Source organism: Winogradskyella pulchriflava (genome assembly GCF_042434315.1).
Taxonomy (GTDB): domain Bacteria; phylum Bacteroidota; class Bacteroidia; order Flavobacteriales; family Flavobacteriaceae; genus Winogradskyella; species Winogradskyella pulchriflava.
In genome coordinates this window covers 198,126-213,971 of the sequence record NZ_JBHLTQ010000002.1, presented here as the reverse complement: position 1 = coordinate 213,971, position 15,846 = coordinate 198,126, and the positions used below count along the sequence as shown (strand labels likewise).

14 protein-coding genes are annotated in these 15,846 nt (G+C 33.2%); 8 read left to right on the top strand and 6 right to left on the bottom strand.

Annotation, left to right across the window (positions count from 1 at the left end):
* Nucleotides 1-80: 80 nt before the first annotated feature.
* Nucleotides 81-932: a prephenate dehydrogenase gene (locus ACFFGA_RS06105; protein ID WP_386061179.1), complete on the top strand. Its 852-nt coding sequence runs from the start codon at nucleotides 81-83 to the stop codon at nucleotides 930-932.
* A gap of 72 nt (nucleotides 933-1,004) precedes the next feature.
* Entirely contained in the window at nucleotides 1,005-2,087 is a 1,083-nt protein-coding gene (locus tag ACFFGA_RS06100) for a chorismate mutase (protein ID WP_386061176.1), read from the top strand.
* Between the two features lie 30 nt (nucleotides 2,088-2,117).
* Here the strand turns inward: ACFFGA_RS06100 and ACFFGA_RS06095 are convergent, their stop codons facing one another.
* The gene (locus ACFFGA_RS06095; protein WP_386061173.1) at nucleotides 2,118-2,597 is read right to left on the bottom strand and encodes a hypothetical protein; all 480 of its coding nucleotides are present in this window, start codon (nucleotides 2,595-2,597) and stop codon (nucleotides 2,118-2,120) included.
* A gap of 79 nt (nucleotides 2,598-2,676) precedes the next feature.
* Between ACFFGA_RS06095 and rsgA the strand changes: the two genes are divergently transcribed.
* The 5 genes from rsgA (at nucleotide 2,677) to ACFFGA_RS06070 (ending at nucleotide 8,635) form a co-directional block, all read left to right on the top strand.
* Nucleotides 2,677-3,627, top strand: a complete 951-nt coding sequence (rsgA, locus tag ACFFGA_RS06090; RefSeq protein ID WP_386061170.1) for a ribosome small subunit-dependent GTPase A — start codon at nucleotides 2,677-2,679, stop codon at nucleotides 3,625-3,627.
* Complete coding sequence (dtd, locus tag ACFFGA_RS06085) at nucleotides 3,624-4,076, top strand: D-aminoacyl-tRNA deacylase (protein WP_386061167.1); 453 nt, start codon at nucleotides 3,624-3,626, stop codon at nucleotides 4,074-4,076. Before rsgA ends, dtd begins: the two co-directional genes overlap by 4 nt.
* Complete coding sequence (locus ACFFGA_RS06080; RefSeq protein WP_386061164.1) at nucleotides 4,076-4,603, top strand: metal-dependent hydrolase; 528 nt, start codon at nucleotides 4,076-4,078, stop codon at nucleotides 4,601-4,603. The genes dtd and ACFFGA_RS06080 overlap by 1 nt, the downstream gene beginning before the upstream one ends.
* A gap of 121 nt (nucleotides 4,604-4,724) precedes the next feature.
* Nucleotides 4,725-6,629: a DUF3858 domain-containing protein gene (locus ACFFGA_RS06075; RefSeq protein ID WP_386061161.1), complete on the top strand. Its 1,905-nt coding sequence runs from the start codon at nucleotides 4,725-4,727 to the stop codon at nucleotides 6,627-6,629.
* A gap of 50 nt (nucleotides 6,630-6,679) precedes the next feature.
* A complete protein-coding gene (locus ACFFGA_RS06070; RefSeq protein ID WP_386061158.1) occupies nucleotides 6,680-8,635 on the top strand; it encodes a DUF3858 domain-containing protein in 1,956 nt (651 codons plus the stop codon).
* A 7-nt stretch (nucleotides 8,636-8,642) separates the two neighbouring features.
* Here ACFFGA_RS06070 and ACFFGA_RS06065 read toward each other — a convergent pair whose 3' ends face one another.
* From ACFFGA_RS06065 to surE, 5 genes are all read right to left on the bottom strand, one after another.
* Nucleotides 8,643-10,628: a ComEC/Rec2 family competence protein gene (locus ACFFGA_RS06065; RefSeq protein WP_386061155.1), complete on the bottom strand. Its 1,986-nt coding sequence runs from the start codon at nucleotides 10,626-10,628 to the stop codon at nucleotides 8,643-8,645.
* Between the two features lie 74 nt (nucleotides 10,629-10,702).
* Nucleotides 10,703-11,212, bottom strand: a complete 510-nt coding sequence (locus tag ACFFGA_RS06060) for a C40 family peptidase (RefSeq protein ID WP_386061152.1) — start codon at nucleotides 11,210-11,212, stop codon at nucleotides 10,703-10,705.
* A 23-nt stretch (nucleotides 11,213-11,235) separates the two neighbouring features.
* Entirely contained in the window at nucleotides 11,236-12,357 is a 1,122-nt protein-coding gene (lpxB, locus tag ACFFGA_RS06055; protein WP_386061149.1) for a lipid-A-disaccharide synthase, read from the bottom strand.
* Entirely contained in the window at nucleotides 12,358-12,642 is a 285-nt protein-coding gene (locus tag ACFFGA_RS06050) for a hypothetical protein (RefSeq protein WP_386061146.1), read from the bottom strand.
* Nucleotides 12,643-12,664: 22 nt separating this feature from the next.
* Nucleotides 12,665-13,435, bottom strand: coding sequence for a 5'/3'-nucleotidase SurE (gene surE / locus ACFFGA_RS06045; protein WP_386061143.1), 771 nt, complete (start codon nucleotides 13,433-13,435; stop codon nucleotides 12,665-12,667).
* Between the two features lie 174 nt (nucleotides 13,436-13,609).
* Here surE and ACFFGA_RS06040 point away from each other — a divergent pair, with 174 nt between their 5' ends.
* Nucleotides 13,610-15,784, top strand: coding sequence for a carboxy terminal-processing peptidase (locus ACFFGA_RS06040; RefSeq protein WP_386061140.1), 2,175 nt, complete (start codon nucleotides 13,610-13,612; stop codon nucleotides 15,782-15,784).
* The last annotated feature ends 62 nt before the right edge of the window (nucleotides 15,785-15,846 follow it).

Below are 15,846 nucleotides of genomic sequence, written 5' to 3'. Positions count from 1 at the left end.
CTTTGGGAAATCGAAGATTCAACGAATCAAATAAGTAAGTATTAACGAAAGAGTTAAATGTCTCAAAGAGACAGATGGGAATGAAAAATATTTGTATTGTAGGAGTAGGATTAATTGGAGGCAGCTTTGCATTAGATATTAAACAGCAGCATACTTCTTGTACTATTTATGGTATCGATAAGAACAAAGCGCATTTAGACGATGCAATGAGTTTGGGTATAATAGACAAAAAGTCAAATTTTGAAGAATTAGATAAGGCAGATTTGGTCATAATAGCTATTCCTGTAGATGCAACTTTAGAGGTTTTGCCTAAGGTTTTAGATAAGATTTCAGATGAAGCAATTGTCTTTGATGTTGGTTCCACCAAAGAAGATATTTGTCTTAAGGTGCAAAGTCATCCGAAACGCAGAAACTTTCTAGCAGCGCATCCTATTGCAGGTACGGAATATTCAGGACCAAAAGCAGCTATTCGTGGACTGTACAAAAACAAAACAAATATTATTTGTGAAGTAGAAGAAACCGCATTCAAATTGCAAGAAAAAGCATTGAAGCTGTTTTCAGATTTAGGAATGCGTATTCGTTATATGAATCCCAAGGCTCACGATAAGCATATTGCTTATGTATCGCATTTATCGCACATCAGTTCATTTATGCTTGGAAAAACTGTGATTGATAAGGAAAAAAATGAACGCGATATTTTTGATATGGCTGGTAGTGGATTTGAAAGTACGGTACGTTTGGCAAAAAGTTCACCAGCAATGTGGACACCAATTTTTAAGCAAAACAAAACGAATGTTATAGAGACTTTAGATGAGTACATAACTAACCTAAAGCATTTTAAAGAGCTTATGGAAAATGGTGATTTTGAGGCCGTTTATAAAGAAATGGAAACCACAAATCATATAAAAGATATATTAAACGGAATAAAATAAAATGTCAGGTTGAGCGCAGTCGAAACCTCATAAAAATTAAAAGTAAAATTAGAAAAGAAGATTAATAGCAGTATGGAGAATAAGAAAGAATTAAGAAATTGGTTAGACGCATATAACTTAGATCATCCACTAGTTATAGCAGGACCATGTAGCGCAGAGACAGAAGAGCAAGTATTAAAAATAGCACATCAGCTAAAAGATAGTGATGCTACGGTTTTTAGAGCTGGTATTTGGAAACCAAGAACTCGTCCAGGAAATTTTGAAGGAGTTGGCGCACTTGGCTTAAAATGGCTTCAAAAAGCAAAAGAAGAAACAGGTATGAAGATTACTACGGAAGTTGCTAATGCCAACCATGTAGAATTAGCCTTAAAACACGATGTAGATATCCTTTGGATAGGTGCTAGGACAACCGTTAGTCCTTTTATAGTTCAAGATATTGCTGATGCTTTAAAGGGAACAGACAAACCTGTATTAATCAAAAACCCTGTAAACCCAGATTTGTCGTTGTGGTTAGGTGCTGTAGAGCGTTTTTATACACAAGACATTAAAAATTTAGGTGTTATTCATAGAGGGTTTTCTACCTATGAAAAAACACGTTACAGAAATAATCCAGAGTGGCAAGTAGCTGTAGATTTACAGAACCGTTTTCCGGATTTACCATTAATTTTAGACCCATCACATATTGCAGGACGACGCGATATTATTTTCGATTTAAGCCAAACAGCTTTAGATTTAAATTACGATGGACTAATGATAGAAACTCATCACGATCCTGATAATGCATGGAGTGATGCGGCTCAGCAAATTACACCAGAGACCTTAATAAAATACACTGAAGATTTAAAAATCCGTAAGGAAGTGGGTGATGACAAGGCATACAATAATAAAATCAACACGCTAAGAACCCAAATAGATGTTATTGACCACCAGTTAATAGAAATGATGGGCAAGCGTATGACAGTTGCTGACGATATTGGTCAGTTAAAAAAGGAGCACAATGTTGCCGTTTTACAATCCAAACGTTGGAATGAGATTTTAGGAAAAATGATCCTTCAAGGAGAAGAGAAAAATTTAAGTGAAGAATTTATTCTACGCGTGTTTAAAGCAATTCACCAAGAATCGATTAACCACCAAGAAAAGATTATAAATCATTAAAATTTAAGGCTCGCAATTTGCGAGCCTTTTTTATTTCGATTTTATCCTTTTAAAAGTATATCGTGTTACAAAAATTCCTTGTCCATCATCTTTACCACTATCGCTTTCCACAGCACTATTAATAAACATGAGCTCCCAACCTTCTTTCGCCATTGCTGTAAGCTTTGAGCTAACAAGAGCATCATTGGCTACAATATTTTGGAAACGAATACCACCTATATTATAAAAGTTCAACAATTTGGTTTCTTCAAAATCCTTAACACGTATGTCACCACGTTTGGATTTATTTCTGCTATTGTCTTCCTCAGATTGCTCTGAAGTAAATTCTTCGAAATTTCTATCAACATTAGATGAAATTAAACGAGAGCGTCCTAAGCCATTAGATACAATAGATTCGACGCTTGTTATAACTTTGTATTCTATTTCTGCTTGCGGCTGTTCTTGATTGATGAATGAAAAAGAAATAAAGCCAGCAATGAGCAACCCGAAAAATAATAGGAATTTTTTCATGAGAATGGTTTTAAGATTAATACTTCTAATTTAAGAAATATTTTAGTTTAAAATCGTTTCTTTGTTATACATTAAAAGTATGATAGGAACAGTATATAAATCTACAGGCAGTTGGTACACTGTAAAAACCTTAAACGGCAAATTTTATGAATGTCGCATAAAAGGACGTTTTAGGTTAGAAGGTATAAAGAGTACCAATCCCATCGCTGTTGGCGATAATGTAGAGTTTCAATTAGAAACAAAAAATAATACTGAAACGGGAGTCATTAACCGTATCGAAGAACGCAAAAATTACATTGTGCGCAAATCGGTAAACCTGTCTAAGCAAACCCATATTATTGCTTCAAATATAGACCAGGTATTTCTCCTAATTACAATAGATAATCCACCTACATTTACCAGTTTTATTGACCGCTTTTTAGTAACGGCAGAAGCCTATGCTGTAAAGACCGTCTTATTATTCAATAAGATTGATACTTATGATGAGGAAAAATTAATGGAGGTTAAATACCTAACAAGTATTTACAAAAAAATAGGCTATGAGTGTATAAATATTTCCGCAACTACAGGCGAGAATATTGACAAGGTTAAAGCTCTGATGGTTGATAAAGTAAGTATGTTTGCTGGTCACTCTGGTGTCGGCAAATCTACATTGGTAAATGCCATAGAACCTTCTTTAGATTTAAAAACCAAAGCTATATCAGAGCAACACATGCAAGGCCAACATACCACAACTTTTGCAGAGATGTTCGATTTAAGTTTTGGAGCTAAAATTATTGATACACCTGGTATAAAAGGGTTTGGTATTGTGGATATGGAAAAAGAAGAAGTTGGTGATTATTTTCCTGAATTTTTTGAACTAAAACAAGATTGTAAATTCAATAACTGTTTACATCTTAAAGAGCCAAAATGTGCTGTTAAAGACGCTTTGGAAACTGATGAAGTTTCCTATTCTAGATATAGAAGTTATATTCAAATTTTAGAAGGAGAAGATGAACATTATAGAACCGATAATTGGGATAATGAATGAAAGTAATTATACAAAGAGTTTCAGAGGCTTCAGTTGTTATAGATAAAAAGGAAGTTGCATCCATTAAAAAAGGCCTTTTGGTTTTATTGGGTATTGTTAATGAGGATGCACAAGAAGATATTGATTGGCTTTGCAAAAAGATTGTAAACCTACGCATTTTTCCAGATGAAAATGAAGTGATGAATACATCACTTTTAGATGTTGAAGGTGATGTTATTTTGGTGAGTCAATTTACACTTCATGCAAGTATCAAAAAAGGGAACAGACCAAGTTATATTAAAGCAGCAAAACCAGATGTTGCTATTCCGTTGTATGAAGATTTTATAAAAACACTACAGTCAGAGCTTGGTAAAGCAATACAAACTGGAGCCTTTGGTGCAGACATGAAAGTTCATTTAGTTAATGATGGCCCAGTGACTATAATTATTGATTCTAAGAACAGGGAATAATGGCATCAATTTTTGGTCATGGACTGGTGGCATATACAACCTCAAAGCTTATAGATTATAAGTCTGGTAAGTTGTTATTGTGTTTAGCAATAGGTTCGGCAATGTTACCAGATTTAGATGTATTAGCATTTAATTTTGGTGTTAGCTATTCTCATCCTTTTGGTCATAGAGGGTTTACGCATTCTATTTTCTTTGCTTTAATTTGGAGCAGTTTATTAGCGTTTGTTTTCGGAAAAAGCAAAAAGCTTATATATCTCATTGTTTTATTTCTTTCAACTATTTCCCACGGACTTTTAGATGCAATGACCTCTGGTGGTGAAGGAGTCGGTTTTTTTATTCCTTTTGAGAATTCAAGATATTTTTTCCCTTGGAGAGGGATTAAAGTATCTCCAATTGGAGTAGAAAAGTTCTTTTCAGAACGAGGAATAAATGTCATTCTTAGTGAATTTAAGTATATAGGTATTCCGTGTTTAGTAATATTATTGGTTTTATTTTTTAGAGCAAAATTCCTTAAAAAGCGTTCGTAAATCACAATTTTATAGACGATTATCGAAAAATTTTAATTCAAGAGAAATATATTAGAGTAATTATTTGCAGAGATAATATTCCTTTTTATATTGTAATTCCAAAACGCAATTAAACAAGTGCATGCCTCCTACAAAATTTACGCTTTTCACTTTTTTCACCTTTATTTTCTTTTTTAGCTTTTCACAAACGGATGATGTTTATAACGCTCTGTTAGTTCCTGCTGAACTTAAGGTTAAAGCTAACGCAGTTGTTAGATTCGAAAAAACAACAGTTGAGATTCAAAGTATAGATGAGATAAAAGTTACAACCAAGCGTATTACTACAGTCTTAAATAAATATGGAAATAGACACATCAATGCAGGCGAAGGTTATGATGATAATACAAAGATTCAAGACATAGAAGCACGTGTTTTTGACGAGATGGGAGATGAAATAAAAAAGATAAAAGAAAGGGATTTTATAGATGTTAGTGCTGTAAGTGATTTTTCAATCTACGAAGACAATCGCGTAAAATACCTTAAATATACACCGATTAATTACCCTTATACTGTTGAATATACATCTGAAGTAGTCCATAAAAACACAGCTTTTTTTCCGGAGTGGAAGCCAATTGATGATTATTATGTAAGTGTACAGCATTCCGAATATGAGATAATTAATACTGCTGGTATTTCTATAAAGAGTAAAAAGGCAAACTTTGATGATTTCAATATTCAGGAGGTTTCAGAGCATCATTTTATAGCAGAAAATATCAATGGAGTTAAATATGAAGCTTATACACCTGAATTAAAAAGCTTATTACCTAGATATAGAGTTGCGCTTAAAACGTTTAGTATGGTTGGTGTAGAAGGAGTAAATAACAACTGGAATGAGTTTGGTAAATGGATGTACGATAAATTATTGACAGGCACAGACAACATACCTGAAGAGCGAATTGCAGAAGTAAAACAACTCACAGCAGGTGTTGATGATAAAATAGAACGTGCTAAAATTATCTACAAATACATGCAAGACAAAACACGTTATATAAGCATACAAGTTGGTATTGGAGGTTGGAAACCCATGATGGCTGATGATGTGGATAAATTGGGATATGCAGATTGTAAAGGACTAACTAATTATACAAAAGCCTTATTAGAAGCGGTTGATGTACCATCTTTTTACACGGTCGTTTATGGTGGCAATGGTATAAGAAGTATTGATAACGAGTTTTCCGCAATTGAAGGTAATCACGTTATTCTATGTGTGCCTAATGAAGATGAGAATATATTTTTAGAATGTACAAGTCAAACTAATCCGTTTGGTTTTATTGCTGGCTTTACAGATGATAGAGATGTGTTATTGGTAAAGCCAGAAGGTGGTGAAATTGTACATACTAAAGTTTATGAAGCAGATGATAGCGTACAGAAAACTATGGCTACAATTAACCTAGATGATACAGGTGGTTTTACAGCAGATGTTAGTATAGCTACAACAGGATTTCAGTATAATCTTCATGAAGGTATAGAGAAAAAAACTGAAAGAGATCAAAAATTACATTATCAGGAATATTGGGACAATATTAATGGCTTAACAATAGATAATATTGCTATTGAAAATGATAAAGACAATATTATTTACCAAGAAAATGTCAAGTTGTCTTCAGCCAATTACGCTTCAAAAAGTGGTACGAGACTTATTTTTCAGCCTAATATGTTTAATAAAGTCACAAATATTCCACCACGATATACCGAGCGTAAATTAGAATTTAAAATAGATCGCGCTTTTAAGGATGTCGATGAGTTTATTATTCAACTACCAGAAAACTTAAAGCTAGAAGCAATGACAGAAGGCAAGACCATTGACAACAAGTTTGGTAAGTATGAATTTAAACTTGAAGCCTTGGAAGACAATAAAATTAAGTACACACGAACCTATATTTTAAATAAAGGAAGTTACGAGAAAGAAGATTATAAAGCGTTTAGGGATTTTAGAAAGCAAATTGTTAAACACGATAAAACTAAAATTGTACTTATTAAGGATTAACATTTTTAAGTCGTAAAATAAAAACATTAAACAATCAATATTCAATAGCAATGAAACAACTTTTTTTAACCATAATTACTGTACTTACAATTACCCAAGTTAGTGGTCAAGATTATGATTTTGGCAAAATTTCTAAAGCAGAACTTGAAGAAAAATACCATCCTTTAGATTCTTCAGCATCTGCAGCAGTATTGTACAGAAATGAAGAGATTAGTTTCTTTTATTCAAACAATCAAGGGTTTATGCAGCAGCGAAAAGTACATGAGCGCATCAAAATTTATAACAAAGATGGCTTTGATTGGGCAACAAAAAAAATATACTTGTACAAAGGGAGCAGTGATGAAGATATTAGTAGCTTAAAAGGCTTTTCCTATAACCTTGTAAACGGTAAAATAGAAAAAGACAAGCTAAGTAGTGATGGTAAATTTAAGGAAGATTATAATGATTATTTAAAAGTAAACTCATTTACGATGCCTAATGTAAAAGAAGGTACAATAATAGAGTATAGATATACAATCAACTCACCTCGTATAGGTATTGATGATGTTATTTTTCAATACAGTATTCCAATAAATAAGTTGGATGTGAAGATTTCAACACCAGAATATTATGCCTATAACAAGCAACTAAACCCTAGGGCGAGGTTTTATCCTAAGCTTAACAGTTCAACAAAAAACATTAACGTTCCATTTGAATATAGATTAGATATTTTAGATGTTAACGAAACTAATATACCAGGATTAAGGGAAGAGGCTTATGCTGGAAATATTAATAATTACCGAAGCAAGATGAGTGTGGAACTCACAGCAATACTTGATGCTAATAAAGTTTTAAAGAAGTCTTTTTCAGCAAATTGGGAGGAAGTTTCAAAGACCATATATGATAGTGAAGACTTTGGAGGACAATTAGCCAAATCTAGTTTTTATAAAGATGATTTAGAAGCATTGATGGTTGGTGTGGAAGATGATTTTGAAAAAGCACGTATCGTAGAAAGCTTAGTGAAATCTAAGGTAAAATGGAATGGTAATTATGGTAAATATGCCCAAAAAGGTATCAGAGCTGCCTACAAAGATGGTGAAGGCAATGATGCAGATATTAACTTGCTGGTAGTTTCAATGCTTAGATCTCAAGGAGTCAATGCAAATCCTGTGTTAATCAGTACAAGAAATAATGGTATTCCTTTGTTTCCAACCAGAGAAGGATTTAACTATGTAATTTGCAATGTGCAAAGTGGTGATAATAATTTACTGATTGATGCCACTGAAGAATACAGTACAAATAACGTATTGCCTTATCGTGTATTAAATTGGCAAGGAAGATTGATTGAAGAGGGAGGTATTTCTAGATGGATTGACATCATGCCTAATGCTAAGTCTGTTGAGTCCACAATGCTCAATATAAAAATTGATAATGATTTTAATGTTACAGGAAAAGTTGCTAAAAACTTAACGTCTTATATGGCATACAGTTATAGAGATAAATACGCTCAAGTAACTACCGAATCTCATATTAAATCCCTTGAAAAAGATAAAGGTAATCTTGGGATTAGTGACATAGATTTTGAAAATAAAAACGAAATCACTGAACCTGTTAAGATAAGTTATGAGTACGATTTGTCGGATGCAGTTGATGAGGTAGGTGATAAGCTGTATTTTTCTCCGCTTTTGTTTATGGCCATGAAAGAAAATCCATTTAAACTTGAAGAAAGACAATATCCAATAGATTTTGTAATTCCTTATGAGGATAAATATTTGGTTAATATTATGCTTCCTGAAGGTTATGTTGTGGAATCATTACCAACATCAGAGGCTATTGCATTTAAAGATGAAAACGTAAAGTTTGTATATGTAGCCAAAGAAAACGGCAGATATTTGCAATTAAAAGTGCAATTAGATATTAATAACCCTATGATACTGCCTGATGACTATAAAGATTTCAAAGCCTTTTATGGTAAAATCGTAGAAAAGCAAGGAGAACAAGTTGTATTAGCCAAAGCACAACCATAAAAAGTATTTATTTTATTACAAAAGCTCCCTTTTCATTAGTTTGATGGAAAGGGATTTTTCTTTTTAGGCAAGTTGATTTCCAACGATTAACATAAGATTTGTAATTACTGGCATCTGCAATAATCTGTTTTGGTTTTAGGCGATCTATTACGCGATTCAGATTTATTCTCGGTGAATTTCGTAATAAAACATAATCAGTTTTAAAGCTAATATTGTTATAAACTCCTAGACTATCAATAACTAAAATAGTTTTGCCTTTATATTGGTAAACAGACTGTAAATCTTCAGTTGAGACGGAATTTATTAATTCACCGACTTTATAATTTCTAATAACATTATCAGTGCGCTGCTTTATGCTATCTAGGTTATGATGAATGACTAACTGACCATTATGTTTCTGACCAATTATAGAGTGTCGGCTCTTATTAAAAATAATAAAAGCATCATTTTGTGTTTGGTAGTCATTATAAATCAATAAGCCTTGAAAGCTAATAATGCCAATTAAACACATAGCTACCCAATTAAACAATTTGGTTTTATAGATTTGAACCAAGCAAACAATAATAAAATAACATATGATAACTTGAAGTAAAGTGAAAGGAATATCTCTAAACAAAAAGCCTTCAAATTGTGCAACCCAAGCAATAAACCCATTTAAGCTATCAATGATAAAACTGTAAGCAATAACCATATAATGTGGAAGCAAATTCAATAATGCTAAGGCAATAACCAATAAACCGAAACCAAGTATTAAGCCTAAAAAAGGAATCACTACAAGATTGGAAACAAAAAACAAACCAGGAAACTGATGAAAGTAAAATAAGCTTATAGGCACAACTCCAGCTTGGGCAGCTAAGGTTACTGTAAATATTTGCCACAATTTATCAGTTATAAGAAATTTTGGTTTCCAAAGTTTGTAGAGAATTGGCTGTACACTAACAATGCCTAAAACGGCCAAATAACTCATCTGAAAACCAACTTCGAACAGAAAATTTGGGTTAATAAGAAGTATAAGAAAAGCGGAAATTGCCAATGTGTTGTAAATATTCGTAGGTCGTTTTATATGCATTGCAATGCTGATAATACTAAACATCGTCACAGCACGAGTTACAGAAGGTGACAATCCGGCAATAACAGCAAACGACCAAAGCAAAGTAACAATGATAAATGGCCTTATAATATTACCATACCTAAAATAAAGTAATGGACTAAATATAAAATTTAAAATCAGTAGCAGAATACCGACATGAAGCCCAGAAACAGCTAATATGTGTATGGTGCCAGAGTTGACATAATTGTTATAAATGTTTTTGTCTATTGTTTGGCGTTGGCCCAGTAAAAGCGCGTTAATAATACTCAGCGTATCATCATTAAAACCTGCTTTTACAAGTTTTCCATTAATGGTAGTTCTCAATTGGTCGGCAAAACCATAAATGGTTGTTTTATCGTCTGAAAGCAACAACAATTCTGAAGGCTTTAAATAAAGCTGATGGTAAACTTGCTTCAATTCTAAATACTTACTATAATCAAACTGATGTGGATTTAATGGTTTTTGAATAGTTTTAAGGTTAGTAGAAGTAAACAAAACCACATCAACTGGCAAAACCTTGGAGGTCGAATCTCGTCTTATATTTATGAGAAGTTGTCCAGAAGCTCTTTCATTATTAATTGAACTTACCGAAACGATATATTTGTCGTTATAGGCATCAGGTTTTAGACGTTCTTCCACCTTAAAAACGATTGCTGCTGTTGATGAATCTAGTTGTTTGTTGGTATAATGATGCGGTTGTAATGTTTCATTTTTAATGTTATAGGAAGTTATCCCAATACCAATCATGCACACAAAGGCTAACAAAGCAAAATAAGGTGCTTTGTCAATTTTTTGTTTAAGCACAAACCAGTAAATACCTAGTAAAATAATTAATCCGATTGTAGAAAAAAGAACGGCATTAAAGTCAAGCACAAAATAATGAGCTATAATAATGCCTATCATAAGGCACAAAGTCAGTTTTATGATGGTAAAATTCAGTAACTTCATGATTATGAGTTACTAATATAAGAAAATGATTACAAAATTCGTCGCGCTTGGACAAAAGCAAAATACCAATATTTCTCAGCTAAAGAAGAAATCATTACTCCTCTGCTACTTGAGGCGTGTATAAACTCAACGTTACCTGTTCTCACATTTGTTACAATACCAACATGGTTTACTTTTCGGCTATTCTTTTTGGTCGCAAAAAAAACGAGATCGCCAACATTGACTTCTTTTACATCAATCCAGCTACCATAACTAGATAAACCTCCAGTGGTTCTTGGTACACTAACATTGTTGTCGTTAAATGAAGTATATACCAAACCAGAGCAATCCATACCACGTTTTGTTGTGCCTCCGTATTTATAGCGTGTACCATTAAATTTTTTGGCATAATTAGCAATGGTTTCGGCTTTTTCAGAAGGCTTTGCTGTAGTATTGACTTTAACGGTATGCGTTTGCCTTTTTTTACTTGAATATGATTTTTTGGATTTGCAACTGCCTAATAAAAGTATTAATAATAATAGTGGTAGTAATTGCTTCATTGGTAATTTTTGAGATTTGGAATTTAGTTATTGGAATTTCTAATTGAGTTATAAATCAACTTAGCTGCATTTTCACTAGCACCTCTACCTCCAAGTTTTTGCTCTAATTCGTAGTAATCTAAAAATAGTTGTTCGCGTTTTTTAGTTTTTAAAATTGCTGTGAGCTCTTTTTTAAGGCGTTTTTTGTTTAAATCTCCTTGAATAAGTTCTGTTACCACTTCACGATCCATAATAAGATTTACTAGTGAAATGAATTTTAAAGTAATAATACGTTTTGCAATTTGATAAGATATAGCATTGGCTTTATAGCAAACTACCTGCGGCACTTTATATAATGCAGTTTCTAAAGTTGCAGTTCCAGAAGTAACCAACGCAGCAAAAGAAATACTTAATAGGTCATAGGTCTTGTTAGATATAAAGTGCACATTGTCCTGTTTAATGAAGCTTTTGTAAAAGTCATAATCTTGACTAGGAGCACCAGCAATAACAAACTGGTAATCTTCAAAATCATCAACCACGCTCAACATAACTCCAAGCATTTTGGTAATTTCTTGTTTTCTGCTTCCTGGTAGTAAAGCTATAATTGGTTTGGTGCTTAGTTGGTGTGTTTTTCTAAAATCGTTTTCATCTATTTGTTTGCGGTCTGCAATAGCGTCAATCAAAGGATGTCCTACAAAATTAACGTCGTAATCGTACGTTTTGTAAAATTCCTTTTCAAAAGGAAGTATGCAGTACATGGCATCGACATCGCGTTTTATTTTTTCAACACGGTTAGCTCTAGAAGCCCATACTTGCGGAGAAACGTAATAATGGGTTCTAAAACCTTGTTCTTTTGCCCACTTTGCTATCCTAAGGTTAAACCCGGAATTGTCAATAAAAATAATAACATCTGGTTGGTAGGTTTCAATATCTTTCTTGCAGAATTTTATATGACCAAAGATTTTTCTGAGGTTAAAGATAACTTCAGCAAATCCCATAAACTGACGTTCTTTATAGTGCATCACAAGTTCGCCGCTAACAGATTGCATTAAATCTCCTCCCCAAAATCTAAAATCGGCTTTAGGATCTTGTTTCAATAAAGCCTTCATTAGGTTGGAACCATGCAAATCGCCCGAAGCTTCGCCAGCAATGATGTAGTATTTCATTTAGTTCATGAATTTAATAATCAGTGTTGTAATAAAAACCAATAAAGTAGCAATTAAAACACCTTTTGCTCTATGGTCTTGGTTTTTCTTTAAAAACAAGAAAAATGCTCCAAGATTTAGTAACGCTCCAATACTCATAAGTTTGGTTAAAAAACCATTTGTAATGGCTTGTCTTACCACTTCGCCCCAATCATCCGATTTCCCAAAAATTTGTATAGCGATAATCAATCCAAAGGCTGCGGCAACAAGTCCTACGGCAAACCCAATTAAAATTTCTTTTTTCATTGTGCTGAATTTATTTCAGTAACTAATTTAATTTCCAAGTATTTAATTTCTGAATGGCATGATGTGCTGTTAAATCAAATTGCACTGGGACAACAGATACATACCCATTGGCTAAAGCCCATTCGTCAGTGTCCTCACCATTATCCATATTTACAAATTTACCTGCAAGCCAATAATAGTCACGTCCCATCGGATTGGTACGCTTATCAAACTCTTCAACCCAATTTGCCTTAGCTTGTCGGCATACTTTAACACCTTTTATTTTGTCTTTTTCTAGGTTTGGTAAGTTTACATTTAGCACCACACCATCAGATAAACCATGCTCTAAAACCTGCTTGGTTATGGTTTCAACAAAAGGTTTGCAATGTTCAAAATTAGCATTCCAATTATAATCTAAAAGAGAGAAACCAATTGCTGGAATACCTTCAATACCAGCTTCTAGGGCAGCACTCATTGTGCCAGAATAAATAACATTAATTGAGGAATTAGAACCATGGTTAATACCCGAAACACAGATGTCTGGTTTTCGTTCTAAAATCTCACGCACAGCAAGTTTTATACAATCTGCAGGTGTTCCAGAACAACTGTATTCAAGCTGTTTACCATCAATATCTACTTTTTCAAGATAGAGTGTTGCGTTTACTGTAATTGCATGTCCCATGCCACTTTGTGGGCTGTCAGGTGCCACAACAACCACATCTCCTATAGTATTCATTACAGAAATTAAGGCTCTAATGCCAGGTGCGGTGATACCGTCATCATTGGTTACTAATATTAAAGGGCGTTTAGACATATAGCAATTATTTGTTTTTTTTTGATGGAGTAAAAATACTAAAAAGCATAAGAATATTAAGTAATTGCACCTTTAACAAAAAATTAGTGCCTCGTTTTTTTATGGCACGGTTTTTTCTTCTATTTTAGTGAAATATTGCATGCCTACTTAATACAAATAAAAAATTAAGATAAAATGAAAGGGAATTATAAATTTTTGCTACTTGCATTGTTAATAGCATTTGCTTCATGTAGCTTTACAAGTAAAACATTTGACAATCCTGATAAAGATAAGCTGTTAATACAATTAATTACTTATGTGCTTGATAATGGGCATTTTGACCCTCAGGATTTAAACGATGATTTTTCTGAAAATGTATTTGAAGACTATTTGAATCAGCTCGATCCGTTTAAACGTTATTTTTATGAGTCTGATATAAAAGAATTTGAAGAATTTAAGCATCAGCTTGATGACCAAATTAAGGCTTATGATGTGTCTTTTTTTAATCTTACACACCAACGTTTGTTACAACGTATTGAAGAATCAAAGAAGATTTACGCTGATATTTTAAGCAAACCTTTCGATTTTTCAAAAGATGAAGAATATTCTTCGGACTATGAGAAGTTAACTTATGTAACCAATAAGCGCGACATGAAAGAGCGTTGGAGACAACAACTTAAGTTTTCAACTATTGCAAATTATGACGATGCTATTTCTCAACGCGATTCAAACTTAGAATCAAATATGCTTCCTGAAAGTGTGTTTTCTGCTGAAAATGAGAAGTCTAATACTGATGAAAAGAAATCATTAAAAGAAATAGAAGAAGAGGCGAGAGAAGCGACAAAGCGTTCGCTGGATGAGCTTTACGATTTTATTGATGATAGACAACGAAAAGATTGGTTTTCGGTTTATATCAATGCCATTGTAGAAGAGTTTGATCCACATACATTCTATTTTGCTCCAGAAGACAAAGACCGTTTTGATGTTGCAATGTCTGGTAATTTTGAAGGTATAGGTGCAAGATTACAAAAGCGAATGGATGCAATTATGGTGAATGAAATCATTAGTGGTGGTCCAGCTTGGAGAGCAAACGAACTAGAAGTTGGTGATCAAATTCTTAAAGTTAGACAAGAAAACGAGAAGGAAGCTGTAAACATCGTTGGCATGCGCTTAGATGATGCCATAAAACTTATCAAAGGTGAAAAAGGAACCACAGTAGTACTTACACTTAAGAAAGTAGACGGAACCATTGAGGATATATCGATAACAAGAGATATTGTAGAATTAGAAGAAACATATGCTAAGTCTTCTACAGTTATCAAAGACGACAAGAAATTTGGTGTTATTAATTTGCCTAAGTTTTATATCAATTTTGAAGATTATAACAAGAGAAATGCTGCTTCAGATATAAAACAAGAAATAATAAGACTAAAACAAGAAGGTATAGAAGGATTGGTCTTAGACCTTAGAAATAATGGTGGAGGATCCTTACAAACTGTTGTTGACATTGCTGGATTGTTTATAGAAGATGGACCTATTGTACAGGTTAAAACTACTGGTGAGCCTAAGGAGGTCTTAAAGGACAAAGACAAATCTATTGTTTGGGATGGACCTTTAGTAATTTTGGTAAATGAGCTATCGGCTTCAGCTTCTGAAATTTTAGCTGCAGCAATGCAAGATTACAAACGTGCTATTGTTATAGGAAGTAAGCAAACTTATGGTAAAGGCACAGTGCAAAATGTATTGGATTTAAATAGATTGGTAAGAAACAACTCTAATGGAGATTTAGGTGCTTTAAAATTTACAACTCAAAAATTTTATAGAGTTAATGGTGGTTCTACACAATTAGAAGGAGTTAAGAGTGATGTTGTAGTGCCAGACCGTTACAGCTATATTAATATTGGAGAAAAAGATCAGGAAAACCCATTGCCTTGGGATAAAATTGATGCGGTTGATTATAATCTTTGGGGAAATTACTTTGATTACGACTCTACGATTGAAAAAAGTAAAGCGCGTATGGCTGTAAATGAACAATTAAAACTAATTGATGCCAATGCACAATGGGTTAAGAAGATAAGAGATCGTGAAGTATATTCGTTGAATTATGATGAATACAAAAAAGCTATGGAGTTAAATGAAGAAGAGGCAAAACGTTTTGAAAAGCTTTCTGAGTACCAAACAGATTTAACATTCAGTTCTCTGCCTTATGAGGTTCAGTTAATGGAACAAGATTCTGTTTTAAAGGAAAAACGTAACCGCTGGCACCAAAGTTTAGCTAAAGATGTTTATATAGAAGAAGCTTTAAATGTGCTTCATGATTTAAAGATGACTTACGCTATAAAAAACAAAGTGGCAACGGTTAAGAATTAATGTTCTTATAAATGTTAGTTCTACTATCACGCTGACGGTAGTCGAAGTGCTTTAAGACTAAA

Excerpts from the sequence above, each read along its gene's own strand:
- ACFFGA_RS06040 (WP_386061140.1), top strand. The coding sequence starts at position 13,610 with ATGAAAGGGAATTATAAATTTTTGCTACTTGCATTGTTAATAGCATTT.
- rsgA (WP_386061170.1), top strand. The coding sequence starts at position 2,677 with ATGATAGGAACAGTATATAAATCTACAGGCAGTTGGTACACTGTAAAA.
- ACFFGA_RS06105 (WP_386061179.1), top strand. The coding sequence starts at position 81 with ATGAAAAATATTTGTATTGTAGGAGTAGGATTAATTGGAGGCAGCTTT.
- dtd (WP_386061167.1), top strand. The coding sequence starts at position 3,624 with ATGAAAGTAATTATACAAAGAGTTTCAGAGGCTTCAGTTGTTATAGAT.
- ACFFGA_RS06065 (WP_386061155.1), bottom strand. The coding sequence starts at position 10,628 with ATGATAGGCATTATTATAGCTCATTATTTTGTGCTTGACTTTAATGCC.
- ACFFGA_RS06080 (WP_386061164.1), top strand. The coding sequence starts at position 4,076 with ATGGCATCAATTTTTGGTCATGGACTGGTGGCATATACAACCTCAAAG.
- ACFFGA_RS06100 (WP_386061176.1), top strand. The coding sequence starts at position 1,005 with ATGGAGAATAAGAAAGAATTAAGAAATTGGTTAGACGCATATAACTTA.
- lpxB (WP_386061149.1), bottom strand. The coding sequence starts at position 12,357 with ATGAAATACTACATCATTGCTGGCGAAGCTTCGGGCGATTTGCATGGT.
- ACFFGA_RS06060 (WP_386061152.1), bottom strand. The coding sequence starts at position 11,212 with ATGAAGCAATTACTACCACTATTATTATTAATACTTTTATTAGGCAGT.
- ACFFGA_RS06075 (WP_386061161.1), top strand. The coding sequence starts at position 4,725 with ATGCCTCCTACAAAATTTACGCTTTTCACTTTTTTCACCTTTATTTTC.
- surE (WP_386061143.1), bottom strand. The coding sequence starts at position 13,435 with ATGTCTAAACGCCCTTTAATATTAGTAACCAATGATGACGGTATCACC.
- ACFFGA_RS06070 (WP_386061158.1), top strand. The coding sequence starts at position 6,680 with ATGAAACAACTTTTTTTAACCATAATTACTGTACTTACAATTACCCAA.
- ACFFGA_RS06050 (WP_386061146.1), bottom strand. The coding sequence starts at position 12,642 with ATGAAAAAAGAAATTTTAATTGGGTTTGCCGTAGGACTTGTTGCCGCA.
- ACFFGA_RS06095 (WP_386061173.1), bottom strand. The coding sequence starts at position 2,597 with ATGAAAAAATTCCTATTATTTTTCGGGTTGCTCATTGCTGGCTTTATT.